This window comes from Streptomyces sp. Je 1-369 (assembly GCF_026810505.1).
Taxonomy (GTDB): Bacteria; Actinomycetota; Actinomycetes; order Streptomycetales; family Streptomycetaceae; genus Streptomyces.
On record NZ_CP101750.1, the window covers coordinates 2,349,898 to 2,370,438 of the forward strand.

A 20,541-nucleotide genomic window follows, 5' to 3' on the forward strand; every position below is an offset into this window, starting at 1 on the left:
CGACGCCCGCCTCAGGTCCGGTCGGGGACGAGGCGGGCGTCGCTCAGTTCCGTACGCCGTTGTACGGGACGTATCAGGGGTCGTACGGGATCAACCGTACGGGTCGGTCCGTCAGGCCGTGAGGGCGCGGTCCGTGGGGCGGATCGGGGCCGGCAGGTCGCTCGCGCCGGTCAGGAAGCGGTCCACGCCGCGCGCCGCCGAGCGGCCCTCGGCGATCGCCCACACGATGAGCGACTGGCCGCGGCCCGCGTCACCGGCGACGAAGACACCGGGGACGTTCGTCTGGAACTCGCCGTCGCGTGCGACGTTGCCGCGCTCGTCGAGCTCGAGGGCGAACTGGTCCACGAGGCCGTTGTCGCGGTCGGTGCCGGTGAAGCCCATCGCGAGGGTGACGAGCTGCGCGGGGATCTTCCGCTCGGTGCCGGGCTTCGGGGTGAGCTTGCCCTCGATGAACTCCACCTCGACGAGGTGCAGGAACTGGACGTTGCCGTCCTCGTCGCCCTCGAAGTGGGTGGTGTTGACGGCGTAGACCCGCTCGCCGCCCTCCTCGTGCGCGGAGGTGACCTTGTACAGCATGGGGAAGGTCGGCCACGGCTGGTGCGGGGCACGGTCCTCGCCCGGCTTCGGCATGATCTCCAGCTGCGTCACGGAGGCCGCGCCCTGGCGGTGGGCGGTGCCCACGCAGTCCGCGCCCGTGTCACCGCCGCCGATGACGACGACGTGCTTGCCCTCGGCGGAGACGGGCGTGGTGACGTAGTCGCCCTCCTGGACCTTGTTGGCCAGGGGCAGGTACTCCATCGCCTGGTAGATGCCCTTGAGTTCGCGGCCGGGGACGGGCAGGTCGCGGGCGGTGGTGGAGCCCGCGGCGATGACCACCGCGTCGTAGCGCCTGCGGAGCTTCGCCGCGTCGATGTCGCGGCCGATCTCCACGCCGGTGCGGAACTTGGTGCCCTCCGCGCGCATCTGCTCGATGCGGCGGTTGATGTGCCGCTTCTCCATCTTGAACTCGGGGATGCCGTAGCGGAGCAGGCCGCCGATGCGGTCGGCTCGCTCGTAGACGGCGACGGTGTGGCCGGCCCGGGTCAGCTGCTGGGCGGCGGCGAGGCCCGCCGGGCCGGAGCCGATGACGGCGACGGTCTTGCCGGAGAGCCGCTCGGGCGCCTGCGGCTTGACGTCGTTGGCGTCCCACGCCTTGTCGATGATGGAGACTTCGACGTTCTTGATGGTGACGGCCGGCTGGTTGATGCCGAGCACGCACGCCGCCTCACAGGGCGCCGGGCACAGGCGGCCCGTGAACTCCGGGAAGTTGTTCGTGGCGTGCAGCCGCTCGGAGGCCGCCGACCAGTCCTCGCGGTACGCGTAGTCGTTCCACTCCGGGATCAGGTTCCCCAGCGGGCAGCCGTTGTGGCAGAACGGGATGCCGCAGTCCATGCAGCGCGAGGCCTGCTTGGAGATGATCGGGAGGAGCGAACCGGGAACGTAGACCTCGTTCCAGTCCTGGACGCGCTCGCCGACCGGGCGGGTCTGCGCGACCTCGCGGCCGTGGTTAAGGAAGCCCTTGGGATCAGCCATTGGTCGCCGCCTCCATCATCTTCTCGGTGATCTCGGTCTCGGAGAGACCGGCTCGCTCGGCGGCGTCCTTGGCGGCGAGCACTGCCTTGTACGTACTGGGGATGATCCGGCTGAAGCGGTCCACGGTCGTGTCCCACTCGGCCAGGAGCTTCTCGGCGACGGTGGAGCCCGTCTCCTCCTGGTGGCGGCGCACGACGTCGTGCAGCCACTGCTTGTCGGTCTCGTCCAGCGGCTCGACGGCTGCCAGGTTCCCGGCGTTGACGTTGTCGCGGTCGAGGTCGATGACGTACGCGATGCCGCCCGACATGCCGGCCGCGAAGTTGCGGCCCGTCTCGCCGAGGACCACCGCGTGGCCGCCGGTCATGTACTCGCAGCCGTGGTCGCCCACGCCCTCCGAGACGACGGTCGCACCCGAGTTGCGGACGCAGAACCGTTCGCCGGTGCGGCCGCGCAGGAACAGCTCGCCGCCGGTCGCGCCGTACGCGATGGTGTTGCCCGCGATCGTCGAGTACTCGGCGAGGTGGTCGGCGCCCCGGTCCGGGCGGACGATGACACGGCCGCCGGAGAGGCCCTTGCCGACGTAGTCGTTGGCGTCGCCCTCCAGGCGCAGCGTCACACCGCGCGGCACGAACGCGCCGAAGGACTGGCCCGCCGATCCGGTGAAGGTGATGTCGATGGTGTCGTCGGGCAGGCCCGCGCCGCCGAACTTCTTCGTCACCTCGTGGCCGAGCATGGTGCCGACCGTGCGGTTGATGTTGCGGATGGCGACCTGCGCGCGAACCGGGTGGGCGTCCGTCGCGCTGGACGCGGCGAGGGCGTCGGCGGCGAGCTTGATCAGCTCGTTGTCGAGCGCCTTCTCCAGGCCGTGGTCCTGGACCGCGATCTGGTGCCGGACGGCGCCCGCGGGCAGCGACGGCACGTGGAACAGCGGCGCCAGGTCGAGGCCCTGCGCCTTCCAGTGGCTGACGGCCTTCTCGGTGTCGAGGAGTTCGGCGTGGCCGACGGCCTCCTCGATGGAGCGGAAGCCGAGCTCGGCGAGGATCTCGCGGACCTCTTCGGCGATGAACTCGAAGAAGTTGACGATGTACTCGGCCTTGCCGGAGAACCGCTCGCGCAGCGCCGGGTTCTGCGTGGCGATGCCGACCGGGCAGGTGTCCAGGTGGCAGACGCGCATCATGACGCAGCCGGAGACGACGAGCGGCGCGGTCGCGAAACCGAACTCCTCGGCGCCGAGCAGCGCGGCGATGATCACGTCGCGGCCGGTCTTCAGCTGGCCGTCGGTCTGCACGACGATGCGGTCGCGCAGGCCGTTGAGCAGCAGGGTCTGCTGGGTCTCGGCGAGGCCGAGCTCCCAGGGGCCGCCCGCGTGCTTCAGGGAGGTCAGCGGGGAGGCGCCGGTGCCGCCGTCGTGGCCGGAGATGAGGACGACGTCCGCGTGGGCCTTGGAGACGCCCGCGGCGACCGTGCCGACGCCGACCTCGGAGACCAGCTTCACGTGAATCCGCGCCTGCGGGTTCGCGTTCTTCAGGTCGTGGATCAGCTGGGCGAGGTCCTCGATGGAGTAGATGTCGTGGTGCGGCGGCGGCGAGATGAGGCCGACGCCGGGCGTCGAGTGGCGCGTCTTGGCGACCCACGGGTAGACCTTGTGGCCGGGCAGCTGGCCGCCCTCGCCGGGCTTGGCGCCCTGCGCCATCTTGATCTGGATGTCGTCGGCGTTGACGAGGTACTCGCTGGTCACACCGAAGCGGCCGGAGGCGACCTGCTTGATGGAGGAGCGGCGCGCGGGGTCGTACAGGCGCTCGGGGTCCTCGCCGCCCTCACCGGTGTTGGACTTGCCGCCCAGCTGGTTCATGGCGATGGCGAGGGTCTCGTGCGCCTCGCGGGAGATCGAGCCGTACGACATGGCGCCGGTCGAGAACCGCTTGACGATCTCCGAGACGGGCTCGACCTCGTCGATGGAGACCGGCCGGCGGCCCGACTTGAAGCCGAAGAGTCCGCGCAGCGTCATGAGGCGCTCGGACTGCTCGTTCACGCGGCCGGTGTACTGCTTGAAGATGTCGTAGCGGCGGCCGCGCGTGGAGTGCTGGAGGCGGAAGACCGTCTCCGGGTCGAACAGGTGCGGCTCGCCCTCGCGGCGCCACTGGTACTCGCCGCCGATGTCCAGGGCGCGGTGCGCGGAGGGGACGCCGGAGGCCGGGTAGGCCTTGGCGTGCCGGGCGGCGACCTCCTGGGCGATGATGTCGAGTCCGGCGCCGCCGATCTTCGTCGTCGTACCGCTGAAGTACCGCTCCACGAAGGCCGCTTCGAGACCGACGGCCTCGAAGACCTGGGCGCCGCGGTAGGAGGCGACGGTCGAGATGCCCATCTTGGACATGACCTTCAGGACGCCCTTGCCGAGGGCGTGGATCAGGTTGCGGATGGCCTGTTCGGCGCCGCCGTCGACGGACTCCAGGAACGTTCCGGCGCGGACGAGGTCCTCGACGGACTCCATCGCGAGGTAGGGGTTGACGGCCGCGGCGCCGAAGCCGATGAGGAGGGCCACGTGGTGGACCTCGCGGACGTCGCCCGCCTCGACGAGCAGGCCCACCTGGGTGCGCTGCTTGGTGCGGATGAGGTGGTGGTGGACGGCCGAGGTGAGCAGCAGCGACGGGATCGGCGCGTGCTCGGCGTCGGAGTGCCGGTCGGAGAGCACGATCAGGCGGGCGCCTGCCTCGATGGCGGCGTCGGCCTCGGTGCAGATCTCGTCGATGCGGGCGGCGAGGGCGTCGCCGCCGCCGCTGACGCGGTAGAGGCCGGAGAGCGTCGCGGCCTTCATGCCGGGCATGTCGCCGTCGGCGTTGATGTGGATGAGCTTGGCGAGCTCGTCGTTGTCGATCACCGGGAAGGGCAGGGTGACGCTGCGACAGGACGCGGCGGTCGGGTCGAGCAGGTTGCCCTGCGGGCCGAGCGAGCTGTGCAGCGAGGTGACGAGCTCTTCACGGATGGCGTCCAGCGGCGGGTTGGTGACCTGCGCGAACAGCTGCGTGAAGTAGTCGAAGATCAGCCGCGGGCGGGCGGAGAGGGCCGCGATGGGGGTGTCCGTGCCCATGGAGCCGAGCGGCTCGCCGCCGGTCTTGGCCATCGGCGCGAGGATGATGCGGAGCTCTTCCTCGGTGTAGCCGAAGGTCTGCTGGCGGCGCGTGACGGAGGCGTGCGTGTGCACGATGTGCTCGCGCTCGGGCAGGTCGGACAGCTCGATCTCGCCGGCTTCCAGCCACTCCTGGTACGGCTTCTCGGCGGCGAGGCCCGCCTTGATCTCGTCGTCCTCGACGATGCGGTGCTCGGCGGTGTCGACGAGGAACATGCGGCCCGGCTGGAGGCGGCCCTTGCGGACGACCTTGGCGGGGTCGATGTCGAGGACGCCGACCTCGGAGCCGAGGACGACGAGGCCGTCGTCGGTGACCCAGTAGCGGCCGGGGCGCAGGCCGTTGCGGTCGAGAACGGCACCCACCTGCGTGCCGTCGGTGAAGGTGACGCAGGCCGGACCGTCCCAGGGCTCCATCATCGTGGAGTGGTACTGGTAGAAGGCGCGGCGGGCCGGGTCCATCGAGGCGTGGTTCTCCCAGGCCTCGGGGATCATCATCAGCACGGAGTGCGGCAGCGAGCGCCCGCCGAGGTGGAGGAGTTCGAGCACCTCGTCGAAGGACGCGGAGTCGGAGGCGTCGGGCGTGCAGATCGGGAAGATCCGCTCGAGCTTGTCCGCCTGGCCGTCGGCGCCGAAGAGCTCGGAGGCGAGCTGCGACTCGCGGGCCCGCATCCAGTTGCGGTTGCCCTTGACGGTGTTGATCTCACCGTTGTGCGCGACGAAGCGGTACGGGTGCGCGAGCGGCCAGCTCGGGAACGTGTTCGTCGAGAAACGGGAGTGGACGAGCGCGACGGCCGTGGCGAAACGGCGGTCGGACAGGTCGGGGAAGAAGGGCTCCAGCTGGCCGGTGGTCAGCATGCCCTTGTAGACGATGGTGCGGGAGGAGAGGGAGGGGAAGTACGTCCCCGCCTCGCGTTCGGCGCGCTTGCGCAGCACGAACGCCTTGCGGTCCAGCTCCAGGCCTTCGGTGTCGCCGTCGGCGACGAAGATCTGCCGGAAGACGGGCATCGTCGAGCGGGCGGTGGCGCCGAGGAGTTCGGGGGCGACGGGGACGTCGCGCCAGCCGAGGACGGTCAGGCCCTCTTCGGAGGCGATCGTCTCGATCTGTGAGACGGCGCCGTCCGTGGTGCCTGCGGTGTCGACCGGCAGGAAGGCGATGCCGACGGCGTAGGCGCCGGCCGCGGGCAGCTGGAATCCGGCCACCTCGCGCAGGAAGGCGTCGGGAACCTGGAGCAGGATGCCCGCACCGTCACCCGAGTCCGGCTCGGAGCCGGTGGCGCCGCGGTGCTCGAGATTGCGCAGTACGGTCAGCGCCTGTTCGACCAGTTCATGGCTGGCCACACCGGTAAGAGTGGCCACGAATCCGACACCGCAGGCGTCGTGTTCGTTGCGGGGGTCGTACATCCCCTGGGGGGCGGGGCGACCGTCCATGGGCGACCAGGCGTGGGTACGCATCGGCACTCCCGTCGTCGTCGGGGCAACTACATGTGGCAAGGGACGACGTTGGCCCTGGCAAAATTTCGTGCAGATTACATGATGGAACGCTTCTCGAAAAGCGGATAGCTGGTTCCACCATGTGGACACCGCTCGTGGAGGTGGGAGCGGTTCGAGGGGGACCTCTGCGGGCAGATCCATGACCGAAGGCCCGGCGCGGCACAGGCCTCATTGCCCGCAGCGCTTACGGCTCATGCCCCGTGATCACGGTGTCGAAACCGCCGAGTAACGGCTACTTATGCAAGGTCCCGCATAGGCCTGCAAGGGCTCATCCTACGGCGGTACCGAACAGACTGCCCAGGACGTACGTCACACCGGCGGCCGCCCCACCGAGCGCCAGTTGCCGCAGACCGCTGAACCACCAGGACCTCGCGGTCACCTTGGCCACCACCGCACCGCAGGCGAAGAGCCCGATGAGCGCGAGCAGCAGGGCGGGCCAGAGCACGGTGGCACCCAGCAGATACGGCAGTACGGGGAGCAGGGCGCCCAGCGCGAACGCGCCGAAGGACGACACCGCGGCGACGGTCGGCGAGGGCAGGTCGCCCGGGTCGATGCCGAGTTCCTCGCGGGCGTGGATCTCCAGGGCCTGCTCGGGGTCCTTGGACAGCTGACGGGCGACCTCGCGGGCCAGGCCGGGCTCGACGCCGCGCGACGCGTACAGCTCGGCGAGCTCCCGCTCCTCGTCCTGCGGATGCTTGCGCAGCTCGCGCCGCTCCACGTCCAGCTCGGCCTCGACGAGCTCGCGCTGCGAGGCCACGGAGGTGTACTCGCCCGCCGCCATCGAGAAGGCGCCCGCGGCGAGCCCCACGAGGCCGGTGATGACGATGGTCTCCCGCGACACCGCGCCGCCCGCGACGCCGGTCATCAGCGCGAGGTTGGAGACGAGCCCGTCCATCGCCCCGAAGACCGCCGGACGCAGCCAGCCGCCGTTGACATCGCGGTGGGTGTGGTTGTCGCGGTGCGCCTCGTGCAGTGCCGCTTCGGTTTCGATGATCGCCATGGTGAAGCCCCCTCGTGCGTGTTGGACGATCTCGAAAGTACGCGCGAAAAAAATCTCCCGCCAGCAAGGAAGGCCGTACTTACCTGCGAAAACGCGCCGCGGAGGAGGGCGGGAGGAGCCGGGAAAGGGTCCACCCGAACACAGCGGTCCGCACCCCCGGGAGGCGCGAAGGGGTGATCTGAGCTCACACATGCTCTTTTGAGCGCCCGGCGTGGCAGGGATGCACCAAGCACCGCATCCAGCGGTACGCCCCCAGTCCGCGGCCCGTCGTGGTCCGCACACAAGGGAGGCACGGCATGGCGTCCATCGCATGTGTTCCCTCGGTCCCGGCGCCCGGTGACGCCGACGACCTCCGCGAGCGGGCGCGCGGCGCGCTGCTCGGCCTCGCGGTCGGCGACGCGCTCGGCGCGCCCGCCGAGAACATGAAACCGTCCGAGATCCGCCGCCGCTGGGGCCGCATCACCGGATACGTCGCCGAACACCCCGCGGGCACGGACGACACCGAGTACGCGATCTTCTCCGGCCTGCTGCTCGCCCGGCACGGCTCCGCGCTCACGGTCGCGCACGTCGAGACGGCGTGGCACCAGTGGATCGCCGACCTGGACGAGGGCCCGTTCCGCGGGGCGGGCTTCAGCGAACGCGGCACCCTCGAAAACCTGCGCAGAGGCCTCGCCGCCCCGATCTCCGCCCAGCACCGGCACGCGTGGAGCGACGGCCTGGCGATGCGGGCCGCGCCCTTCGGCGTCTTCGCCGCGGGCGACCCGCACGAAGCGGCCCGCCTCGTCGCGATCGACGGCTCCGTCAGCCACGACGGCGAGGGCATCTACGGCGGGCGTGCGGTGGCGGCGGGGGTCGCGGCGGCCATGGCCGGCGCGCCGGTGGAGGCCGTGGTGGAGGCGGGCCTCTCGGTCATCCCCGAGGACTCCTGGACGTCCCGCTCACTGCGCCGCGCGGTGGCGGTCGCCGACCGCGGCGAACGCGCGGTGCGCTCCGCGGTGGTCATCGGCGGCTACCCCTGGACGGACCTCGCACCGGAAGCGGTGGCCCTCGCGTTCGGGGCGTACGCGGCGGCGCGCGGGGACTTCGGCGACGCGGTGCTCTGTGCGGTGAACATGGGCCGGGACGCGGACACGACGGCGGCGGTCGCGGGCGCGCTCTCCGGCGCGACGTGCGGCGTGGCGGCGATCCCGCTCCCCTGGTCGACGGCGATCGGCCCGGCACGGGGCAGCTGCTTGCCTTCGATGCGGGGGCACCACGTTCTGGACGTGGCGGATCTCCTGACCCCGGATCCCGAGCCGGTACGAGTGGGGGCCTCGTGACCACTGAGGACAAGCTCGCCGCTACCGCTGCGGACGATCGGGCCGCAGGACGATGGGGGTCCCCCCTGGTCGAGCGGAGCCGAGAGCTTGAGGGAGGGTGGGCACAGCCCCCGGTGCCGGGTGCGCCATACGGGGACGCCCGGGAATGCGACGCCTCCCGAGCCGAGGGGCTTCTGCTGGGCCTGGCCGCAGGCGACGCCGCGGGGTGGCCCGCCGCCCGCCACAGGGCATCCCGCATGCCCGAGTGGACCCGCCGCCTCACCCGCGAACTGGACACCTTCGCCGAGCAGAACGCCACGACCACCCTCCCCGTCCCCATCGCCCTGAACCAGCCCCCGGAACCCCTCCGCCTGGGCCCCTCCGACGACGCGGAATGGGCGGCGTTCACCGCGGAGTCCGTACTGCGCGCCGGACCGGGCAACCACCACCTGAAAGTACGGACCGCACTCGACCTCGCCTGGACCACCCTCGCCGCCGAGATCGCCGCCGCCGCGGACCGTGCCCCCGAGGTCGAGTCCGCCGTACTCCCCCTGCGCGCCCGCATCTCCGTCCGCGCCGGTCTCGGCAACCTCGCGACAGGCCTGCGCCCCCCGGCCACCGGCCACGACAACCCGCACTACTTCGACGACGCGGCCTGCGTACGGGCCTGCGTGCTCGCCCTCGTCCACCCCGGCGACCCCGAACGCGCCGCCGACCTCGCGGAGTTCGACGCCCGCTACACCCAGGACGGCGACGGCGTGCACGGCGCCCGCGCCATGGCCGCCGCACTCGCCGCCGCACTGGGGAACGCCGACGTCGACACCGCCGTGGACCACGCACTCGACCAGCTCCCGGAACACACGGAGATCGGCAGGAACGCCCGGCACGCCGTGAAGACGGCCCGCGCCCAGCCGGAGGGGGACGGCGCCTTCGCCCTCGTACCGTTCCTGGAGCACCAGATCGTCGACCACGTCTACAGCTACGGCATCGCGGCCGCCGAGACCGTCCCGGTCGCCCTCGCCCTGGCCACCGCCGCCCGGGGCCGTATCGGCGAGGCGGTGCCCGCGGCCGCGTGCCTGTCGCGCGTCGCGGACTCCGCGCCCGCGCTCGCCGGGGCGCTGACCGGCGCCCTCGGCACGGCGGCCGCGATCCCCGCCGCCTGGCGCGACGCCTGCCGCACCCTGTCGGGCTGCGCGCTCCCCCGGCTCGCCGGTACCGACCTGGTGGAACTCGCCGGGCGCCTGGCAGACACGGAACGGGCCACCCCAGGTGGACAATCCCGACATGACGTACATGACGGCTACGACAGCCACAACACGCCCGAAGGGAACGACGGCGCTCCCTGACCCCTCCCTGTCCGACCGCATCACCGGCAGCCTCATCGGCGCCGCCGTGGGCGACGCGCTCGGCGGCCCCGTCGAGGGGTACGCGCCCGAGCAGATCGCCGAGCGGCACGGCGGCCGCGTGACCGGCATCGTCGGCCCCTGGAACGGCGACCGCTGGCGCACCGCCCGGCCCATCGCGCCGTTCCACAAGGGCGACGGGCACGTCACCGACGACACCTTGCTGACCCACGCGCTGGTCCGCGTGTACGCCACCGTCCGCGACCACCTCGACGCCTACGCCATGGCCGACCACCTGGTCCCCGACCTGATGACGACCCCGCGCTGGATCCCGGAGCTGGAGGCCGACGCGCTCCCCCTGCACCGGATCTTCCTCGCCGAGAAGTGGCTCGTCGCCCGCCTGCACTACGGCCACGTCGACCCGCGGGAGGCCGGCGCCGGAAACATCGTCAACTGCGGTGCCGCGATGTACATGGCGCCGGTCGGCCTGGTCAACGCGGCCGACCCGAGGGCCGCGTACGCCGAGGCCGTCGACATCGCGGGCGCCCACCAGTCGTCGTACGGCAGGGAGGCGGCCGGTGTCTTCGCGGCGGCGGTCGCGGCGGCCTGCACACCCGGCGCCACCGCGGAGTCGGTGGTCGAGGCGTGCCTCGCCCTGGCCAAGGACGGCACGCGCGCCGCGATCGAGGCGGTGACCGAAGTCGCCGCGCGGCACGGGGAATTCGAGTCGGCGCTGGCCCCCATCCGGGCCGCGGTCGAGCCCTTCGACACCGTCGGTCCCGACTACCGCTCCCCGTCGCTCGGCGCCCGCCGCCCCTCCCGGCTGCACTCCATCGAAGAGCTCCCCGTCGCCCTCGGCATGCTCCTGGTCGGCGGGTCCGACTACCGCCGCACCGTGCTCGGCTCCGTCAACTACGGCCGCGACTGCGACTCCATCGCGACGATGGCCGGGGCGATCGTGGGCGCGCTGCACGGCGAGGAGGCGGTCCCCGACGACTGGTCCGTACAGGTCGCCGGGGCCAGCCGCCTCGACCTGCGCGCTCCCGGGGTGGTCCTCACGGAGGTGGCGCGGGAGATCTTCGCCCGTGACACCGGGCGCCGCCGCTCCCATGAGGCGGCGTTCGCGGCCCTGACGGCCGTCACCCGCTCCGAGGCCGCGGCCGGGGCCGGACGGTGATCCGCCTGAGCTGGGTCCAGCCGGAGGACCTCGTCGGCCACGAGCTGCGCCAGGCCGAGCTGGAGGGCCGCGACGTGGCGGCGGTGCGGTGCCGATGGCTGACGGCGGGCGGCGAGACGGCCCCGGCGACCGCGGGCGCGTCCCCCGCTCCGGCACCGGCCCGCCTCCGCCTCCTCGCCGAGCGGCTCCTGGACGAGCTGCGGCCGCCCCCGTGGCACGGCGGGCCGAGCATCCCGGAGACGGCGCCCGACCCCGCGGCCGGGCCGCCGGACGCCGTCGGACTGCGCGACCGGCTGCACGCCGCCTGGCTCGGCAGGGCCGCGGGCTGTGTCCTCGGCAAACCCGTCGAGAAGCTCCCCCTCGACGGCATCCGAAGCCTCGCGAAAGCCACCGGCAACTGGCCGCTCACCACCTGGTTCACGGAACGCGGCGTCCCGCCGAAGCTCAGGGCCGCGTACCCCTGGAACCGCCGCTCCGCCCCGACCTCCCTCGCCGAGAACATCGACGGCACGCCCGAGGACGACGACCTCAACTTCCCGCTCCTGAACCTCATCCTGCTCCAGCGCCACGGCAAGAGCTTCACCACCGACGACGTGGCGCGTCTCTGGCTGGACGAGCTCCCCGCGGGCCGCACCTTCACCGCCGAACGCGTCGCCTACCGCAACCTCCTCCAGGGCATCGAACCCCCGCACACCGCCACCCACCGCAACCCGTTCCGCGAGTGGATCGGCGCGCTGATCCGCGCCGACGTGCACGGCTGGACCAACCCGGGAGCGCCAGGGGCGGCCGCCGTACAGGCCCGCCGGGACGCCGTCCTCAGCCACACGGAGAACGGCGTGTACGGCGCCATGTTCACCGCGGCCACCATCGCGGCGGCAGCGGGCGGCCGCGCCGACGTCCACGCCTGCCTGGACGCGGGCCTCTCCGTCGTACCGGCCGCATCGCGCCTCTCCCGCGCAGTCCGCCACGCCGTCCGACTCGCGCACGACACCCCGGACTTCGACGACGTCGTGGACGACCTCCACGCGCGCCACGGCGCCCACCACTGGGTCCACGTCGTCCCCAACGCCGCCCTGCTCGCCGCCGCGCTCACCCACGCCGACGGCGACTTCACCGGCTCCATCACCCGCGCGGTGTCCGGCGGCTGGGACACCGACTCCAACGGCGCGACCGCGGGCTCCGTCGCCGGGCTGCTCGCCGGCCGCGCCGACGCGCTCCCCGACCGCTGGACGGCGCCCCTCAAGAACCGGCTCGCCACCTCCGTGGGCGACTTCAACGGCACCGGCTTCGACGCCCTGGCAGACCTCACCACCGAACTCTCCACCCGGGAGGTACCCCCCTCATGACCCCCACGCCCCACATCGCCGTCCTCGGCAGCGCCAACATGGATCTCGTCGCGTACGTCGACAAGGCCCCGCGGCGCGGCGAGACCGTGACGGGCCGCGAGTTCCGTACCGTCCCCGGCGGCAAGGGCGCCAACCAGGCCGTCGCGGCGGCCCGCGCGGGCGCCACCGTCTCGATGATCGGCGCCGTCGGCAACGACGCGTACGGCGCGCGGCTCAGGGCCGTCCTCGAACACTCCGGCATCGAGACCGACTCCCTGCGTACGGTCGAGACGCCCACCGGCACCGCGCACATCGTCGTCGACGACGACGGAGGCAACGCGATCGTCGTCATCCCCGGCGCCAACGGCACCGTCACCTCCCTCACTCCCGGCGACGAGGGCCTGATCGCCTCCGCAGACGCGCTGCTGCTCCAGCTGGAGGTGCCCCTCGAAGGAGTGCTCGCCGCCGCACAGGCCGCCCGGCGCCACGGCGTCCGCACGATCCTCACCCCCGCCCCCGCACAACCCCTGCCACCCGAACTCCTCGACTCCGTCGACCTGTTGCTTCCCAACGAACACGAGGCCGCCACCCTCACCGGCATCACCGACGACCCGCACGCCGCCGCCCGCGCACTGCTCTCCCAGGTGCCCGAAGTCGTCATCACCCTCGGCTCGCGCGGCAGCCTGTACGCGTCGCGCGACACCGAACCCGTGACGGTGCCCGCCCGCCAGGTCGCGGCAACCGACACCACGGGTGCGGGCGACACCTTCGCGGGCACGCTCGCCGTGGCACTCGCCGAGGGCAACTCCGTCGCGGACGCGCTGGGTTGGGCGTCGTCGGCGGCAGCGCTCTCCGTGCAGCGCGCGGGGGCGTCGGCCTCGATGCCGTACCGCAAGGAGATCGACGAAGAGGCGGGCACGACGTCATGACCCCTCCTGAGACGGCCCCCAAGACAGCGACTGCGCCCCTCACCGGCCTCCGCGTCCTCGACCTCGCCACGCTCTTCGCGGGCCCCCTCGCCGCCACGATGCTCGGCGACTTCGGCGCGGAGGTCATCAAGGTCGAACACCCCACGCGCCCCGACCCGTCGCGCGGCCACGGCCCCTCCAAGGACGGCGTCGGCCTGTGGTGGAAACTCCTCGGCCGCAACAAGCGCACGACGACCCTCGACCTGTCGGCACCCGGCGGCCGCGACACCCTCCTGCGCCTGGCCGCCACCAGCGACGTGATCATCGAGAACTTCCGCCCCGGCACGCTGGAGAAGTGGGGCCTGGGCTGGGAGGAACTGAGTGCGGCCAACCCGCGCCTCGTCCTCGCCCGCGTCACCGGGTTCGGCCAGTTCGGCCCGTACTCGCGCCGCCCCGGCTTCGGCACACTCGCCGAGGCGATGAGCGGCTTCGCGGCGATCACGGGCGAGCCGGACGGGCCGCCGACCCTGCCGCCGTTCGGCCTCGCCGACTCGATCGCGGGCCTGGCGACGGCGTACGCGGTGATGACGGCCCTCGCGGCGCGCGACCGCACGGGCGAGGGCCAGGTCGTCGACATGGCGATCATCGAGCCGATCCTCACGGTCCTCGGCCCGCAGCCTCTCTGGTACGACCAGCTGGGCCACGTACAGCCCCGCACCGGCAACCGCTCCACCAACAACGCGCCCCGCAACACGTACCGCACGGCGGACGACAAGTGGGTCGCCGTCTCCACGTCGGCCCAGTCGATCGCGGAACGGCTCATGCGGCTGGTCGGGCGCCCCGACCTGATCGCGGAACCGTGGTTCGCGACGGGCGCGGACCGGGCCCGCCACGCGGACGTCCTCGACGGGGCGGTCGGCGCGTGGATCGCGCAGCACACCCGCGCCGAGGTGATCGAGGCCTTCGAGAAGGCGGAGGCGGCGGTCGCCCCCGTCCAGGACGTACGCGACGTCATGACCGACCCTCAGTACGCGGCCCTCTCCACCCTCACCACGATCGACGACCCCGAACTCGGCCCCCTGCGCATGCAGAACGTCCTCTTCCGCCTCTCCGCGACCCCGGGCGCCATCCACTGGGCGGGCCGCCCCCACGGCGCCGACACGGAAGCGGTCCTCACAGAACTGGGCCTGACCCCCGACGAGATCACGACCCTCCGCAAGGAGGGCACCCTGTGACCACCCCACTCGTCACCACCGCCGCCCCCCTCACCTGGCTCTACGCCCCCGGTGACCGCCCCGAAGTCGTCAGCAAGGCCCTCCTCGCGGGGGCCGACGCCGTGATCGTCGATCTGGAAGACGCCGTCGCCCCCGACCGCAAGGCGTACGCGAGGGCGGCGACCGCCGAGTTGCTGTCCTCGCCGCAGCCGCTGCCCGTCCACGTGCGTGTGAACGCCCTGGACGGGCCCCTCGCCGAGGACGATCTGCGCGCCGTCGCCCCGCTTCCCGGCGTGGCCGGGCTGCGTCTGCCCAAAGTGACCACCCGCGCCGAGGTCATCCGCGTCGCCGAACGCGCCGTCCCCGCCGACGGCGGCGCCCCCGCCCTGCACGCCCTCGTCGAGTCCGCGCTCGGCCTGGAGCACGCCTTCGCCATCGCCACGGCCCACCCCGCCCTGCGCGGCATCTCCCTCGGCGAGGCCGACCTCCGGGCGGACCTGGGCGTACGCGACGACACCGGGCTCGACTGGGCCCGCTCCCGCGTCGTGGTCGCCGCACGGGCGGCAGGACTCGCGCCGCCCGCGCAGTCGGTCCATCCGGACATCCGCGACCTGGCCGGTCTCGCCGCGTCCTGCTCCCGGGGCCGCGCCCTCGGCTTCCTGGGGCGCGCGGCGATCCACCCCCGCCAGCTCCCGGTGATCGAACGGGCCTACCTCCCCACCCCCGCGGAGATCGAGCGGGCGGAGGAGGTGACCAAGGCGGCCGCGACGGACGAGGGTGCCCTGGCCCTGCCGGACGGCCGCTTCGTGGACAAGGCGGTGGTGGAGGGGGCGCGGCGGGTCCTCGCGCTGGCCCGCAGGAAATGACCGTGCCGTGCCGTGGCCGGAGAGCGCGAAGGGCCGCCGGATCACACGACCCGGCGGCCCTTCGACGTACGCCCGATGAGCGTCAGCTCTTCTTGGCCGACTCTGCTTCCTCGTCGGAGGCAGCGGCCTTCCCCTTCGAGGCGTCGGCGTCCTCAGCCTTACCGGCAGCCTTGTCCTCGGACTTCGTGAGCTTCGGGGATCCGGTGGCGCTCCCGGCGGCGTCCGGGGACGACTCCTCCCCCGGCTCCACGATCTCCTCGCGCCCCGGGTGCTTCTTCGCCGACACGACCAGGTACGCGACCGCGAGCAGGAACACCACGATGGCGGTCCACACGTTCAGGCGCAGGCCGAGCACGTGGTGCGCGTCGTCGACCCGCATGTACTCGATCCAGCCGCGCCCCGCGCAGTACGCGGCGACGTACAGGGCGAACGCCCGGCCGTGGCCGAGCTTGAAGCGGCGGTCGGCCCAGATGACCAGGACGGCGACGCCGATGCACCACAGCGACTCGTACAGGAACGTCGGGTGGTACGTGCCGGGGACCCGGCCGTCCTCGGCCGACGTGATCTTGAGCGCCCAGGGCACGTCCGTGGACTTGCCGTACAGCTCCTGGTTGAACCAGTTGCCCCAGCGGCCGATGGCCTGGGCGAGGGCGATGCCGGGGGCCAGCGCGTCGGCCCAGGCCGGCAGCGGGATCCCGCGGCGGCGGCAGCCGATCCACGCGCCGACCGCGCCCAGCGCGATCGCGCCCCAGATGCCGAGGCCGCCCTCCCAGATCTTGAAGGCGTCCACCCAGTCACGGCCGTCGCTGAAGTACAGCTGGTAGTCCGTGATCACGTGGTAGAGGCGTCCGCCGACGAGGCCGAACGGCACGGCCCACACGGCGATGTCGGCCACGGTGCCTGACCGGCCCCCGCGAGCGATCCACCGCTTGTTGCCGAGCCAGACGGCTACGAAGACGCCGATGATGATGCAGAACGCGTAGCCGCGCAACGGGATGGGTCCGAGTTCGACCACACCGCGCGACGGACTGGGAATGAAGGCAAGGTCCATGACACGACCGACGCTACCGTGCCGGGCATCGGGGACGGCAACCGGTCCGGCTACGGGTCCATAACAGCCCGTGCCGTTCCGGTCGCCGCTCCGGTCGCCCTCGGCGCGTCAGTTCCGGTTCGCCTCTTCGACCTTCTGCTTCAGTTTCTGCGGCGACAGCGGGTTGTTCTGGTCCCCGAAGATGTCCTTGCCGTTGAGCCGCACCGTGGGCGTGCCCCGCAGCTTCGCGTCCTGGAACGCCTGGTTGGACTTGTCGACCCAGCTGTCGTGCTTGCCGTCCTCGACGCACTTCTTGAAGGAGTCGCCGTCCAGGCCGTCGACCTGCCCGGCGAGCTCGATCAGCTTGCTGTTCTTGCTGAACGCGTCGTCCGCTTCACCGGGCTGGTTCTTGAACAGCACGTCGTGGTACGGCAGGAACTTGCCCTCGTCCTGGGCGCAGGCCGCGGCGTTGGCCGCGCGCTTGGAGCCGCTGCCGCCCATGTTCCCGTCGATCAGCGTGGCCAGGTGATACTCGACCTTGAGCTGCCCCTTGTCGGCGAGCTCGTGGATCGTCGAGCGATAGCCGTCCTCGAATCCCTTGCAGGCCGGGCAGCGGAAGTCCTCCCAGATGGTGAGGGTGGACTTGGCGCTCTTCTTGCCGACGGGGATCGCGGGCCCGTCCTTGTCGCTCGCCCCCTTGGGCGTGACCACCGGGCCCGCCGTGTCGCTCTTGTCGTCGCCGGAATTGGCGGCGAGCAGCCCCACCACGGCGGCGAGGCCGAGGACGCCGACCACCGCGGCGCCCACGATCAGTGCCCGGCGCTGCTTGTCGCGCGCCTTCTGCCGATCTCGCTCTTCCGCCAGCCGCTCACGGGCCGATCGTTTTCCCTCACGGTTCTTCTCGCTCACACCCCGCCAAACGAACCGGGGAGGCACGAGCGTGCCTCCCCGGTCCAGGTCCACCCGTACGAGTTACGCCTTGCCGCGGACCCCGTCCGCGAGCTCACCGGCGAGCGCGCGCACGGCGGCGAGCCCGGCGGCCTCGTCCGGCGCGTCGAGCATCCGCTGCACGAACGCGGAGCCGACGATCACTCCGTCGGCGAAGCCCGCGACCTCGACGGCCTGGCGCGCGTTGGAGACGCCGAGGCCGACGCAGACCGGCAGTTCGGTGGTGGCCTTGGTGCGCCGCACCAGGTCCTGCGCCTGTGCGCCCACCGATTCACGGGTGCCGGTGACGCCCATCAGGGACGCCGCGTAGACGAAGCCGGAGCCCGCCGCGGTGATCGTGGCGAGCCGCTCGTCCTTGCTGCTCGGCGCGACGACGAAGACCGTCGCCAGGTCGTGCTTCTCGGCGTGCTCCCGCCACAGCGCGGACTCCTGGACGGGCAGGTCCGGCAGGATGCAGCCCGCGCCGCCCGCCTCGGCGAGCTCGGCGGTGAAGCGCTCCACTCCGTAGCGGTCGATCGGGTTCCAGTACGTCATGACGAGCACCGGCTTGCCGGTCGCCGCGTGGGCCTCGCGGACGGTGCGCATGACGTCGCGGATCTTGAGGCCGCCGCGCAGCGCGATGTCGTCGGCGGTCTGGATGACCGGGCCGTCGAGCACCGGGTCGGAGTGCGGCAGGCCGACCTCGACGACGTCGGCGCCGCCTTCGAAGACCGCCTTGACGGCCGCGATGCCGCCGTCGACGGTCGGGAAACCCGCGGGCAGGTAGGCGATGAGGGCGGCGCGGCCCTCGGCCTTGGCGCCGGCGAGGGCGTCGTTCAACAGCTGGATGTTGCCGCTCACTTGGCGTCCCCCTCGATCTCCGCGCCGGTGCCGGGCTCGTCGGCCTCGACGACGGCGTCCGTGTCGTACAGGCCGAAGTAGCGTGCGGCCGTGTCCATGTCCTTGTCGCCGCGCCCCGACAGGTTGACGACGATCAGGCCGTCCTTGCCGAGCTCCTTGCCGACGTCCAGGGCTCCGGCGAGGGCGTGGGCGCTCTCGATGGCCGGGATGATGCCCTCGGTGCGCGACAGGAGGCGCAGGGCCTGCATCGCGGCGTCGTCGGTGACCGCGCGGTACTCGCCGCGGCCGCTGTCCTTGAGGTAGGCGTGCTCGGGGCCGATGCCGGGGTAGTCGAGTCCCGCGGAGATCGAGTAGGGCTCGGTGATCTGGCCCTCCTCGTCCTGGAGGACGTACGACCGCGACCCGTGCAGGATGCCGGGCTCGCCCGCGGTCAGGGTGGCGGCGTGCTCGCCGGTCTCCACGCCGTGCCCCGCGGGCTCGCAGCCGATGAGGCGTACGTCCGCGTCGGGGATGAAGGCGTGGAAGAGGCCGATGGCGTTGGAGCCGCCGCCGACGCAGGCGACGGCGGCGTCGGGCAGGCGTCCGGCGCGCTCCAGGATCTGCCGCCTGGCCTCGACGCCGATGACGCGGTGGAAGTCGCGCACCATGGCGGGGAAGGGGTGCGGTCCCGCCACGGTCCCGAAGAGGTAGTGGGTGCGGTCGACGTTGGCGACCCAGTCGCGGAACGCCTCGTTGATGGCGTCCTTGAGGGTGCGGCTGCCGGACTTCACGGCGACGACCTCGGCGCCGAGCATCCGCATGCGGGCCACGTTCAGGGCCTGGCGCTCGGTGTCGATCTCGCCCATGTAGATGGTGCATTCGAGGCCGAAGAGCGCGCAGGCGGTGGCCGTGGCGACGCCGTGCTGTCCCGCGCCGGTCTCGGCGATGACACGGGTCTTGCCCATGCGCTTGGTGAGCAGGGCCTGGCCGAGCACGTTGTTGATCTTGTGCGAGCCGGTGTGGTTCAGGTCCTCGCGCTTGAGGAAGATACGGGCGCCGCCGGCGTGCGTGGCGAAGCGGGGCACCTCGGTGAGGCTGCTGGGCCTGCCGGTGTAGTGGACGAGCAGGTCGTCGAGCTCGGCGGCGAAGGCGGGGTCGCTCTTGGCCTTGTCGTACTCGACGGCGACCTCGTCCACGGCGGCGACGAGGGCCTCCGGGATGAACTTGCCGCCGTACGCGCCGAAGTAGCCTTCGGCGCTGGGAATCCGACCCTCCGGGTCGGGGATGAAGTACTCACTGGGCATGACAGATCCTTGTCAGAGCTGACGATGAGAACGGGTACCGGCGCGCCCTTCAGGGGCGCGGGGAACTGCGCGACAAGCCCAAGACGGGCCGCGGTCGCGGCGAAACCCTGGCCGACAACGGCGCGGGTCTCTTCAGTTCAGGCGCCGCCCTGCCATCGCATCCCGGGAATCTGGCCGGGCTCAGAGCCGATGTGGTACCGCACCCGCCGGCCCCGCACGCGCCGCGCGGGCGCCCGGCAGCCGCGGGGGCGGCAGCCGGGTGCGAGGCGGGCGGAGATCGGCATGGGGAGGGTCAGCTCCGTCCGTGCCGGAGCGCCGGGTGCGTGCCCGCCGCGACGAGGTCGGAGACCGCACCCTTCGGGTCGCGGCCGGTGACCAGGGACTCGCCCACGAGCACCGCGTCGGCGCCCGCGTTGGCGAACGCGATGAGGTCGTGCGGCCCGCGCACACCCGACTCGGCGATCTTGACGACGTCGTCCGGCAACTCGGTGGCGACGCGCTCGAAGGTGGAGCGGTCGACGTTGAGGGTCTTGAGGTCGCGGTTGTTGACGCCGATGACCCGGGCGCCCGCGTCGACGGCGCGCTCGGCCTCGTCCTCGTCGTGGACCTCGACGATCGGCGTGAGGCCGATCGACTCGGCGCGCTCGATGAGGGACTCCAGGGCGGGCTGCTCCAGGGCGGCCACGATCAGCAGGGCGAGGTCGGCGCCGTACGCCCTGGCCTCCCACAGCTGGTACGAGGTGACGATGAAGTCCTTGCGCAGCACCGGGATGTCGACCTTGGCGCGGACGGCCTCCAGGTCGGCGAGCGAGCCGCCGAAGCGGCGCCCCTCGGTGAGCACGGAGATGACGGCGGCGCCGCCCGCTTCGTAGTCGGCGGCGAGACCAGCCGGGTCGGCGATCGCGGCGAGCGCGCCCTTGGAGGGGCTGGAGCGCTTCACCTCGCAGATGACCTTGACGCCGTCGCCGCGCAGGGCCGCCGCGCCGTCCTTGGCCGCGGGAGCCTTGGCCGCACGCTCCTTGAGCTCGTCGAGGCTGACGCGTGCCTGCCGCTCCGCGAGGTCGGCACGGACTCCGTCGATGATCTCGTCGAGCACACTCACGCGAGCGGCCCCCTTCC

Annotated in this window: 16 protein-coding genes; 7 read left to right on the forward strand and 9 right to left on the reverse strand. The window is 72.3% G+C overall.

Annotated elements, in window-relative coordinates:
- Positions 1-111: 111 nt before the first annotated feature.
- The 3 genes from NOO62_RS10765 to NOO62_RS10775 all read right to left on the reverse strand — a co-directional run bounded on the left by NOO62_RS10765 (position 112) and on the right by NOO62_RS10775 (position 7,190).
- Positions 112-1,572: a glutamate synthase subunit beta gene (locus tag NOO62_RS10765; RefSeq protein ID WP_268770659.1), complete on the reverse strand. Its 1,461-nt coding sequence runs from the start codon at positions 1,570-1,572 to the stop codon at positions 112-114.
- Positions 1,565-6,127: a glutamate synthase large subunit gene (gene gltB / locus NOO62_RS10770; RefSeq protein WP_268775559.1), complete on the reverse strand. Its 4,563-nt coding sequence runs from the start codon at positions 6,125-6,127 to the stop codon at positions 1,565-1,567. Before gltB ends, NOO62_RS10765 begins: the two co-directional genes overlap by 8 nt.
- A gap of 331 nt (positions 6,128-6,458) precedes the next feature.
- The gene (locus NOO62_RS10775) at positions 6,459-7,190 is read right to left on the reverse strand and encodes a VIT1/CCC1 transporter family protein (protein WP_268770660.1); all 732 of its coding nucleotides are present in this window, start codon (positions 7,188-7,190) and stop codon (positions 6,459-6,461) included.
- A gap of 296 nt (positions 7,191-7,486) precedes the next feature.
- Between NOO62_RS10775 and NOO62_RS10780 the strand changes: the two genes are divergently transcribed.
- From NOO62_RS10780 to NOO62_RS10810, 7 genes are all read left to right on the forward strand, one after another.
- Positions 7,487-8,509: an ADP-ribosylglycohydrolase family protein gene (locus NOO62_RS10780; protein WP_268770661.1), complete on the forward strand. Its 1,023-nt coding sequence runs from the start codon at positions 7,487-7,489 to the stop codon at positions 8,507-8,509.
- Positions 8,510-8,622: 113 nt separating this feature from the next.
- Positions 8,623-9,834: an ADP-ribosylglycohydrolase family protein gene (locus NOO62_RS10785; RefSeq protein WP_268770662.1), complete on the forward strand. Its 1,212-nt coding sequence runs from the start codon at positions 8,623-8,625 to the stop codon at positions 9,832-9,834.
- Complete coding sequence (locus tag NOO62_RS10790; RefSeq protein WP_268775560.1) at positions 9,782-11,008, forward strand: ADP-ribosylglycohydrolase family protein; 1,227 nt, start codon at positions 9,782-9,784, stop codon at positions 11,006-11,008. Before NOO62_RS10785 ends, NOO62_RS10790 begins: the two co-directional genes overlap by 53 nt.
- A complete protein-coding gene (locus NOO62_RS10795) occupies positions 11,005-12,354 on the forward strand; it encodes an ADP-ribosylglycohydrolase family protein (RefSeq protein WP_268770663.1) in 1,350 nt (449 codons plus the stop codon). Before NOO62_RS10790 ends, NOO62_RS10795 begins: the two co-directional genes overlap by 4 nt.
- Positions 12,351-13,262, forward strand: a complete 912-nt coding sequence (rbsK, locus tag NOO62_RS10800) for a ribokinase (RefSeq protein ID WP_268770664.1) — start codon at positions 12,351-12,353, stop codon at positions 13,260-13,262. Before NOO62_RS10795 ends, rbsK begins: the two co-directional genes overlap by 4 nt.
- Positions 13,259-14,476 carry a CaiB/BaiF CoA transferase family protein gene (locus tag NOO62_RS10805; protein WP_268770665.1) on the forward strand — a complete coding sequence of 406 codons (1,218 nt, stop codon included), beginning with the start codon at positions 13,259-13,261 and terminating at the stop codon, positions 14,474-14,476. The genes rbsK and NOO62_RS10805 overlap by 4 nt, the downstream gene beginning before the upstream one ends.
- Positions 14,473-15,321 carry an HpcH/HpaI aldolase/citrate lyase family protein gene (locus NOO62_RS10810; protein WP_268770666.1) on the forward strand — a complete coding sequence of 283 codons (849 nt, stop codon included), beginning with the start codon at positions 14,473-14,475 and terminating at the stop codon, positions 15,319-15,321. Before NOO62_RS10805 ends, NOO62_RS10810 begins: the two co-directional genes overlap by 4 nt.
- Before the next feature lie 82 nt (positions 15,322-15,403).
- On the opposite strand, the gene lgt is transcribed toward NOO62_RS10810, so the two are convergent.
- The 6 genes from lgt to trpC all read right to left on the reverse strand — a co-directional run bounded on the left by lgt (position 15,404) and on the right by trpC (position 20,524).
- On the reverse strand, positions 15,404-16,372 hold the full coding sequence (lgt, locus tag NOO62_RS10815; protein ID WP_268770667.1) for a prolipoprotein diacylglyceryl transferase: 969 nt from the start codon (positions 16,370-16,372) through the stop codon (positions 15,404-15,406).
- 108 nt (positions 16,373-16,480) lie between these two features.
- Positions 16,481-17,260: a DsbA family protein gene (locus NOO62_RS10820; RefSeq protein ID WP_268770668.1), complete on the reverse strand. Its 780-nt coding sequence runs from the start codon at positions 17,258-17,260 to the stop codon at positions 16,481-16,483.
- 63 nt (positions 17,261-17,323) lie between these two features.
- A complete protein-coding gene (gene trpA, locus NOO62_RS10825; RefSeq protein WP_268770669.1) occupies positions 17,324-18,139 on the reverse strand; it encodes a tryptophan synthase subunit alpha in 816 nt (271 codons plus the stop codon).
- A complete protein-coding gene (gene trpB, locus NOO62_RS10830) occupies positions 18,136-19,422 on the reverse strand; it encodes a tryptophan synthase subunit beta (RefSeq protein WP_268770670.1) in 1,287 nt (428 codons plus the stop codon). Before trpB ends, trpA begins: the two co-directional genes overlap by 4 nt.
- A gap of 137 nt (positions 19,423-19,559) precedes the next feature.
- Positions 19,560-19,706: a tryptophan biosynthesis modulator TrpM gene (gene trpM / locus NOO62_RS39255; RefSeq protein ID WP_398307285.1), complete on the reverse strand. Its 147-nt coding sequence runs from the start codon at positions 19,704-19,706 to the stop codon at positions 19,560-19,562.
- An 8-nt stretch (positions 19,707-19,714) separates the two neighbouring features.
- On the reverse strand, positions 19,715-20,524 hold the full coding sequence (gene trpC, locus NOO62_RS10835; protein ID WP_268770671.1) for an indole-3-glycerol phosphate synthase TrpC: 810 nt from the start codon (positions 20,522-20,524) through the stop codon (positions 19,715-19,717).
- Between the last annotated feature and the right edge of the window lie 17 nt (positions 20,525-20,541).

Bases quoted from the DNA above. Each gene is read 5' to 3' on its own strand.
- NOO62_RS10765 (WP_268770659.1), bottom strand. From the start codon at position 1,572: ATGGCTGATCCCAAGGGCTTCCTTAACCACGGCCGCGAGGTCGCGCAG.
- gltB (WP_268775559.1), bottom strand. From the start codon at position 6,127: ATGGACGGTCGCCCCGCCCCCCAGGGGATGTACGACCCCCGCAACGAA.
- NOO62_RS10775 (WP_268770660.1), bottom strand. From the start codon at position 7,190: ATGGCGATCATCGAAACCGAAGCGGCACTGCACGAGGCGCACCGCGAC.
- NOO62_RS10780 (WP_268770661.1), top strand. From the start codon at position 7,487: ATGGCGTCCATCGCATGTGTTCCCTCGGTCCCGGCGCCCGGTGACGCC.
- NOO62_RS10790 (WP_268775560.1), top strand. From the start codon at position 9,782: ATGACGGCTACGACAGCCACAACACGCCCGAAGGGAACGACGGCGCTC.
- rbsK (WP_268770664.1), top strand. From the start codon at position 12,351: ATGACCCCCACGCCCCACATCGCCGTCCTCGGCAGCGCCAACATGGAT.
- NOO62_RS10805 (WP_268770665.1), top strand. From the start codon at position 13,259: ATGACCCCTCCTGAGACGGCCCCCAAGACAGCGACTGCGCCCCTCACC.
- lgt (WP_268770667.1), bottom strand. From the start codon at position 16,372: ATGGACCTTGCCTTCATTCCCAGTCCGTCGCGCGGTGTGGTCGAACTC.
- trpB (WP_268770670.1), bottom strand. From the start codon at position 19,422: ATGCCCAGTGAGTACTTCATCCCCGACCCGGAGGGTCGGATTCCCAGC.
- trpM (WP_398307285.1), bottom strand. From the start codon at position 19,706: ATGCCGATCTCCGCCCGCCTCGCACCCGGCTGCCGCCCCCGCGGCTGC.